Source organism: Arthrobacter sp. CAL618, assembly GCF_000468215.1.
GTDB lineage: Bacteria > Actinomycetota > Actinomycetes > Actinomycetales > Micrococcaceae > Arthrobacter_D.
On the sequence record NZ_ASZW01000241.1, the window covers coordinates 1 to 794 of the forward strand.

The 794-nt window shown below is 66.6% G+C and carries 1 protein-coding gene; it reads right to left on the minus strand.

Features of this window, described 5'->3' with window-relative positions; all coding sequences use genetic code 11:
* Positions 1–31: 31 nt before the first annotated feature.
* A partial coding sequence (locus tag K728_RS23335; protein WP_443110994.1) for an MFS transporter occupies positions 32–794 on the minus strand: 763 nt, incomplete at its 5' end.

Sequence of the window (794 nt, forward strand, 5' to 3'; positions counted from 1 at the left end):
CCCGCTCGGCGGGCAGTTGGACGGGTGCGGGCTAGACGGCCGCGTGGCTCCTAGCATCGGGGGATTTCGGGACGATCGCCACCAGCCGCCGTCGTTGGCTGGGTGAAACTGTGTAGCGGAACCGCAGGGTCAGCTGGCCCTTCTGAGCAAGAACGACGGCGAACACGCCGGCTGCCAGCAGCGGCACTCCGCCGGCGATCAACACCGTGGTGTGCGCCCCGATGTTTTCGGCCAACCAGCCGATCATGGGGCCGCCGATCGCCTGGCCTCCGATGAGGACCATCATGTACAACGCCATGACCCGCCCCCGGATGGCGAGGTTGGACGAAATTTGCACCAGCTGATTGGCGCCGGTGATGAACCACAGGCACCCGATCCCAGCGAAGAACATCAGGATCGCGAAGACCGCCTGGTTAGGTGCCACCGATCCAAGAGCCATGAAGCCGCCAAACGCGGCCGCACCGCCAAGCACCCCGCGCAGGCGGAGCGTCGTCCGCCGGATGGACGCGAGCGCACCGACCAGCGACCCGGTGGCCAGTGCTGTGTTCAGGAAGCCATACCCCTGGGCGCCGGAGTCGAAGACGGTGTCGGCGAATGCAGCCATGAGTACGGGTGTGCTCATGGCAAACACCGAGACGAATGCGCCCATCAGCATGCACCAGAAGATGGCCGGTTTCCTCATCACGTAGCGGGCGCCCTCACGGAGCTGGCCTTTCGACCGGGGCGCCCTGGCCGCGACGCTCAGTTGGTCGGTCCGCAGCAGGGCGAGGGTGGTCACCGTGTAGAGGCAGGCG